Raw genomic sequence first — 7,405 nt, 5'->3', positions numbered from 1 at the left:
GTGCTCGCGCAGCGGCGGAGCCGGCGGCAGCGCCGCGCCCTCCCCGCGATGCAGGGCGATCAGATCGGAGAACAACAGTGGAATCGACCAGCCGTCGACGACGATATGGTGTGCGGTGCACACCACTTCGTAATCGCGCTCGCCGACGCGCGCCGCGACCACCCGGAACAGCGGGCCGCGGTCCAGATCGAGCCGCCGGCGCGCCTCCTGCCAGTAGAGATCGCGCGCCGCCGCCTCCGGATCACGGGCCGAGCGCAGATCCACCTCGCGCCAGCCGATTCGCCCCTCCGAGGTGATGACCAGCACCGGATGCGGCACATCCTCGGCGAGTACGGCCGCGCCCAGATGCGGATAACGTCGCAGCACGCCGTCGAAGGCCGCACGCAAGGCCGCCGGATCGGCCAGATTCTCCACTCGCACCGCGAAGGTCACGAGGTAGGGATCGATGCCCTGTGCCATCGAACTGACCGAATACAGCCCGCGCTGCAGCGGGGACAGCGCGACGACGTCGAGAATCTCCACCTCGCTCACCGCGCGGCGAACTTCTTGCCGAGTGCCGCCAGCGCGACCGAGTCCAGTCCGGAGGCGCTCATCGGCGCGACGGGTGCGCTCTGTTCGGCGGCCGGGGCGGCCTCGGCCTCGGTCAGTTGGGCTGCCATCTCGTGCACGGCCGGGAATTCGAACACCTTCTGCACGTCCAGCACATAACCGCGCTCGCCGAGCAGAGTGACCATGCGCAGCGCGGCGATGCTGTCACCGCCGAGAGAGAAGAAGGTGTCGGCGCGGCCCACCTCGTCGTCCGCGTCGAGTTCGAGCACCTCGCGAATGGTGTCGGCGATCAGCCGTTCGGCATCGGTGCTGGGCTGTCCGCCGAGCCCGGTGCCGCCCGGGTAGGCCGCGGCGCGTTCGAACACCGTCGGAAGCTCGCCATCGGGCAGCGCGGTCTCCGGCTCCGCGAGATTCAGCAGCCACCGCTCGAGACCGCTTGCGAGCGCATCGATTTCGGTGCGCCCGGCGAGTACCGGCGGAAATTCGAGAATCACCGTTACCTCTTCGCCTCCGGTGACGACGTCGGCGACGATATCGACTCCGTGCGGCCGCGCCACCCGCCGGGCGATCTCACGCGCGTTCGCACCGACCACCTCGGTTCGGCGGTTGACCAGCGCTTGGAACGGCGCACCGGCGGCGACGGCGACGGCGCCACGCAGCTGATGTGTGATCCGCTCGATCCGGGCCGCGGCATGGGCTCGGGCGACGACGGACAGCTCCGTGACCTGCTCCAGCAGTGCCCGCGCGGTGGGCGCCGAGCCGGTATCGATCCGCAGCACCAGATGGTTCGCGTACGCACCGAGCGCCGAATCAGCGTGTGCCCCGGACCTTCCCGCATCGACGATGGCGACGGGCACATCACCACCCAGACCCGCCGCGCCCAGCACTGCGGCCAGCGCGGCGACCACGGACAGTTCGGCGTCGCGGTCGCCGAAGGCAGCCGCCGGAATCCGCAGGGTGCGGGTCGCGGTCGCGGCGGCGGCCGGATCCGATTCCGCGCCGGGATTTCCGGCCACTGCCAGGGTTGCCCGTTCCGGCAGATCGGCGAGCCGGTCCAGCCAGTACCCCAGGTCGGGATCGGCGGCGGCGACGGCGACCAGCGACTTCATCTGCGCCATCGCGTAGCCGCGGTACTGCGTCACCTGCTCGGCTGTCGTTTCCCCGAGCAGTTCCGCCGCCAGCAGCTCGAGACTGCGGTCGTCGGCGGCTACGGGATGAGCGGTGAGGGACAGGACGTCCCGATCGGTCGTGCGGTGCAGTCTGATTCGGATCGGCAGCTCGCGCACCGGGTCGATGCGGTGCGCGGCATCCGAGCGCAGCGCGGCGTCGAGTTCCGACGACGCGGTCGCGACCGTTTCGACCACCGTCAAGGGTGCGTCGACGACGCGCTGGTACGGAATCCGGCGATCGTCCGGATAGACCGTGCGCAGAATCTCGTGCCGGCTCACCGCGGCCACCGCGGCGCGGTCGAGGGCGGCCGGTTCGAGGTCGCCGGTGATCTCCAAGGCGAGAAACAGATTCGTCGCCGCGACGCCGCGCAGTCGTTCCGGCAGCAGCGCGGCCTGCTGGGCCAGGGACAACGGGATGCCACGCCCGCCCGTTCGCGACTCCGGCGCGGCCGCAGCGTTGTTCGGAGCAGTCGTGGCCGGCGCGGTCGTGTTCGGCACGGGCGAATCAGACATGGGTCATCAGTCCTTACTTGCCGACGGTGGCGAGCGTCGGTTCGAGCTTGTCGAGCAGATACGGCACCGACAGTGCGGTCGGCTGGTTGATGGCGTTGATCGTGATCATGTCCACGAACGAGATTCCGCCCTGGCGCACCGACGGCAGATCCGCGTAACCGGGCAGCTGGGTGAACTTCTCCTGCAGGCCCGGCGCCGCGCCGCACACCAGCAGATCGGAGGTCAGATCCCCGAGCCGTTCCGGCGACAGCGCCAGCCGTCCACCCGAGGGGGCCTCGGCGACGAGTTTCGCCGGCATGGTCATCCCGAGCCGCGTGAACACCTGGGCGGAACCGTCTTTCGGATCAGCCAGCACCATCAGCTGGGTGGGCGTGGTGAGCATGCAGGTGAGGAAGCTCTTGCCCTTCAGGCCCGGATGCTTCGCGGCGACGGCGTCGATCCTGCCGTGCACATCGGCGACGACCTTGCCGGCCTGGTCCTGCTTGTGCAGCGCCTTACCGAGCGCCTGGACCTGGTCCTCCCACGGATCGATCTGGGCCGAAGTCAGCGGGCCGATGGTCGGGGCCAGCTTGGACAGCTTGTCGTACATGGCCTTGTCCATCAGGTAGCCCGGCGCCACGATGAGATCGGGCTCGAGTGCCGCGATCTGCTCGACGACGTCGCCGCCCATGTTCAGCGCCTTGGACTGCTGCGGCAGCGACTGCGGCAACCACGGCACGGTCATCCCCGCCCCGGCGCCGGGCACCAGATAGCCGACGGGGGTGACCCCGAGGGATACGGCCGCGTCCAGCCAGGCGGGGCCGAGGGTCACCACGCGCTTGGGCGTGCCGTCGACGGTGGTTTTCCCCATGCTGTGCTCGATCGTCACGGCCGCACCGGAATCGGTGTCGTCCGCGCCGGATCCACAGGCGGCCACGGCCGTCACCAGCCCCAGAATCAGCGCCGGCAACGTGGTTCGCAGCACCGCGGCGCGTGCTCGGACTCCGCGACGCGCGGATGTTCGACCTGAGTTCATTGCACAGCTCCTTGTACTTCGCTCCGGGCGACTCGCGATCCCGACCCTCTCGGAATCGTAGCTTAGGCTAAGCTAACACTGGCCGTCGATACCTCGACTCGGGCCGCCAATCCAGCCACCGTCGGAGTGTCGAACAGCGCTCGCACACCGATCCGCACGCCGAATTCGGCTCGGATCCAGGCCAGTAGCCGCACCGCCAGCAGGGAATGACCGCCGAGTTCGAAGAACGAATCCTCGGCGCCGATCCGCTCGCGGCCGAACATCCGCCCGAACAATTCCGCGATCCGCGTCTCCACCGCCGTATTCGGCTCCCGATACGGCTCCACCGGCGACCGCTGTGGCACCGGCAGGGCGCGGCGGTCGAGTTTTCCGTGTTCGGTCAGCGGAATCTCGTCGATGATCGCGAAGGCGCCCGGCACCATGTACGGCGGCAGCACCGCCGCCGCATGCGCTCGCACCGATTCCGGATCCACTGCGGCGCTGCCGTTTTCGCGGCGCACGGGCACGAGGTAGGCGGCGAGTACCGTGCCGAGCACGTCATCGGTCACCGCGGCTGCCACACAGTGCGCGACATCCGGATGGGCGCCGACGGCGGCCTGCACCTCCGCGAGTTCGATGCGGTGGCCGCGCACCGTGACCTGTTCGTCGGCGCGGCCGAGAAATTCGAGCTCACCGTTTCCGTTGCGGCGCGCCAGATCTCCGGTGCGATAGAGCCGCTGTCCGGGGGCGAACGGATCGGCCACGAAGCGTTCGGCGGTTGCCGCGGCGCGGCCGAGATAGCCGCGCGCCAATTGCGCACCACCGAGGTAGATTTCGCCTGCCACGCCGGTGGGGACCAGTTGCAGCCGCTCGTCCAGCAGATACAGGGCGACGTTGCGGTTGGGACGGCCGATGGGCACGATCCGGGTTCCCTGCGGGCCCTCCACGGTGTGATGGGTGGCCGAGACGACCGCCTCGGTGGGCCCGTAATGGTTGCGGAGTTCGGCCTCGAAGATGCCGGCGAAGCGGTCGGCGACCTCACCGTAGAGCGCCTCGCCGCCGACCGGCACATGACGCAGCGCGCGCCACCGGCTCACCTCCGGCAGCATCAGCAAGGTGCTGAGCATGGACGGCACCATATGCAGCACGGTCACGCCGCAGCGCGAAATCAATTCCGCCACATACGGTATGTCGTCGAACGCGTTCACCTTCGGAATCACCAGGCCGGCGCCGAGAGTGAGGGGTACGAAGATGTCGAGCAGCGAGGCGTCGAAACTGATCGACGAGGATTGCAGCAGCCGATCCTCGGCGCCCACCCCCCACTGCGCACAGAACCCCACGAGATGTTCGGCGATCGCCGCGTGGGATACCGCGACCCCCTTCGGCGTTCCGGTCGAGCCGGAGGTGTAGATGACGTAGGCGAGGTTGCCGGGACGCAGCGGACGCACGCGATCGCTGTCGCGCGGATCGTGCTGCGGCGATGTGCGCGAGGCCCGTTCCGCGGCCCGCAGATCCTCGGCATCCAGGACCAGCGCGGGCCGCGCATCGGCGATCAGGAATTCCACCCGATCCGCCGGATAGGCCGGATCGATCGGCAGATAGGCCGCACCGGCCTTCAGCACCGCGACGACGGCGACCACGAAATCCACGGAGGTACTCAGCCGCAGCGCTACCACGTCCTCGGCGCCGATCCGCTGTCGAATCAGCTGGTGCGCCAACCGATTCGCGCGCCGGTTCAGGTAGTCGTAGCTCAGCTCGCGATCTCCGTCGCGGGCATCGACGAGTGCGACCGCACCGGGATCCGCCGCCACCCGCCGCTCGAACAGATCGACCAGCGTGGTGGGTGCGACGGGGACGAGTTCACCGTGGGACTGCTCCAGAATGTCCGCGCGGTCGCGGACTCCGAAAATGTCCAGCTCGCCGATGCGACGCTCGGGTTCGGCGGTCGCCACGGTGAGCACGCGTACATAGTGGTTGAGGAACTGCTCGAGGATACGGGGGTCGAATTCGTCTGCCTGATAGATGATTTCGATTCGCTCGGCTACGTCGCCGGCGGTGATCACGGTGAGCGACAGCGGCATCCGGGTCGTCGGGCTGCCGACATCGACCGCCGTGGCCGCGATGCCGTCCAGGGTGAGCGACGCGGTCCGGCGGATCCCGAATTCGATGCGGGCCACCTGCTCCAGCCCGTCGCGACCACTGCCGCGCTCGGGGTTGAGGTCGGCGATCACCTGATCGATCGGCGTGCCACGGTGCCCGAAAGCTGTTGCCGCACGGTCGTTCACCTCGCGCAGACAATCGAGGAAGCTGTCCGCGGGGTCGACCGTCGTACGCAGCAGCAGCGTATTGCCGAAGTAGCCGATACCGGTGTCGTCGGCGCTCCGCACGGTGGCCGGTACGCAGACGAGGAAATCCGTTGCGGCGGTGTAGCGGTGGATCAGCGCGTCGAAGGCGGCGAGGAGCACCGTGAAGGGTGTAGCTCCTTCCCGGTGCGCGAACTCCGTCACCCGCATGGCCACGTCGGCCGGCAATTCGGCGCGGATCCGAGCGGTGCGCAGCGAGGGCAGGGGCGCGACGACGCGGCCCGGCAACTCCAACGGCTGCGGCAAGGGCGAGAGCGCGTTTCGCCAATAGCTGCGAGCGACCTCGGTCGCCGGCGCAGGGGCGCCACTGCCTTCGGCATCACGAAGGCTGCGCACACGGTCGTCTCCACGACTCTCCGGTGCGGCCGGAACCGTCGCCGCGTCGTAGCGGGCACCGACCTCGTCGAAGAATATCTGCCAGGAGGCCTCGTCCCACGCGATCGTATGCACCACGAGAGTGAGGAGGAACCGCCGCTCGTCCGTGCGAATCAGCAAGCAGCGCAACGGAGTTTCGGACGACGGATCGAACGGTCGCCCCGCCTCGCGGCGGATCAGCACCTCGGCCCGGCGCTCGCGACTGGCATCGGCGAGATCACGAAGATCCACCTCCTGCCACGACGGCGTCGCGTCGGATCGCACCACGGCCCGCGGCTCGTCGTCCTCGCCGACGGTGTAGATGGTGCGCAGAATATCCTGCCGCGCAATGGTTCCGGCGATTGCCGAGCGCAACCGATCCGCGTCCACGGCACCGGTGAGCCGGTAGACCGCACAGCAGTTGAGAGTGGTGTCCTGCGGATCACGGGTCTGCAGGAACCAGATCCGGCGCTGCCCCGCCGACAACTTCCCCGCGGCCGGCTCCTGCGCCGACAGCGCGGTCATCGCGGGGCGTCGGTGAGATAACCACCGCGAGCGAAAAATGCGGCGCCGTCGTGTTCGGTGCCGTCGGCGGTGCGCACCCGGGTCACGAGAAGACCGAGATTGCCGCCGCGATGTGCGTCCGGCCCGCAGATCACCACGCCACCGCCCTCCTGCACGACGACTCGCCCGGGGGTTCCGCCGTAGCGGGCCTGCGACAGGGCGGCAGCGGTGATCTCCACCTTCTCGCCCCGATAGTAGGAGAACGCCCGCGGATACGGCTCGGACAGCGCGCGCACGAACCGCTCCAGATCCTCTGCGTCCCAATGCCAGTCGATGCGGCTGTCACGCTCGGAACGCTTGTGGAAATAGGTGCGCTCGGCCTTGTCCTGCGGCCGCCAGACCGCGGTGCCGGATTCGATCGCGCTCAGCGCCTCCCGCAGCGCTCCCGGAATCAATTCCATTCCGGCGAGGACGAGTTCGGTTCCGGTGGCGGTCGGGCCGATCGGCAGCGAACGCTGCACGAGGATGTCGCCGGTGTCGAGCTGTTCGTCCATCCGGTGCACGGTCAGGCCGAATTCGGATTCGCCGCTGATCAGCGCCCACAGCACGGGCGAGAAACCGGTGAACTTCGGCAGCAGCGAATCGTGCAGGTTCAGCGTGCCGTGCGGCGGCATCAGATACAGCTCCGGCGGCATCCAGGTGTACCAGCTGTTGACCACGATGATGTCGGGCTCCGCACGCTTGACCAGATCGATGGTCTCCGCATCGGCCCGCTCGGTGAGGTGGACCGGAATGCCGTGTTCGCGGGCGAGCTCCTCGACCGAATCGGACCAGATGCCCTTGTAGGCATGTTCACTCGCGGGATGGGTGACCGCGAGCACCACCTCGTGTTCCGAGTCGATCAGAGCCTGCAGCGTGGTACGACCCCAGGTCTGATAACCGAACGACACGATACGCAT

General features: G+C 68.6%; 5 protein-coding genes. All 5 read right to left on the bottom strand.

The window, feature by feature from the left end; translation table 11 throughout:
* On the bottom strand, window positions 1-531 hold a 531-nt coding region (locus NN2_RS30850; protein ID WP_245658923.1), incomplete at its 3' end, for a condensation domain-containing protein.
* The gene (locus NN2_RS30845; RefSeq protein ID WP_063910922.1) at window positions 528-2,231 is read right to left on the bottom strand and encodes a condensation domain-containing protein; all 1,704 of its coding nucleotides are present in this window, start codon (window positions 2,229-2,231) and stop codon (window positions 528-530) included. The genes NN2_RS30850 and NN2_RS30845, both read right to left, overlap by 4 nt.
* Window positions 2,232-2,244: 13 nt before the next feature.
* Window positions 2,245-3,246 carry an ABC transporter substrate-binding protein gene (locus NN2_RS30840; protein ID WP_063018237.1) on the bottom strand — a complete coding sequence of 334 codons (1,002 nt, stop codon included), beginning with the start codon at window positions 3,244-3,246 and terminating at the stop codon, window positions 2,245-2,247.
* A 62-nt stretch (window positions 3,247-3,308) separates the two neighbouring features.
* Entirely contained in the window at window positions 3,309-6,467 is a 3,159-nt protein-coding gene (locus NN2_RS30835) for a non-ribosomal peptide synthetase (protein ID WP_063018235.1), read from the bottom strand.
* Entirely contained in the window at window positions 6,464-7,405 is a 942-nt protein-coding gene (locus NN2_RS30830; protein ID WP_063018233.1) for a methionyl-tRNA formyltransferase, read from the bottom strand. Before NN2_RS30830 ends, NN2_RS30835 begins: the two co-directional genes overlap by 4 nt.

This window comes from Nocardia nova NBRC 15556 (assembly GCF_001613005.1).
In the GTDB taxonomy this organism is placed as follows: Bacteria; Actinomycetota; Actinomycetes; order Mycobacteriales; family Mycobacteriaceae; genus Nocardia; species Nocardia nova.
Note: the sequence above shows the minus strand (reverse complement) of the source record. Positions and strands in the feature narration are given on the sequence as shown.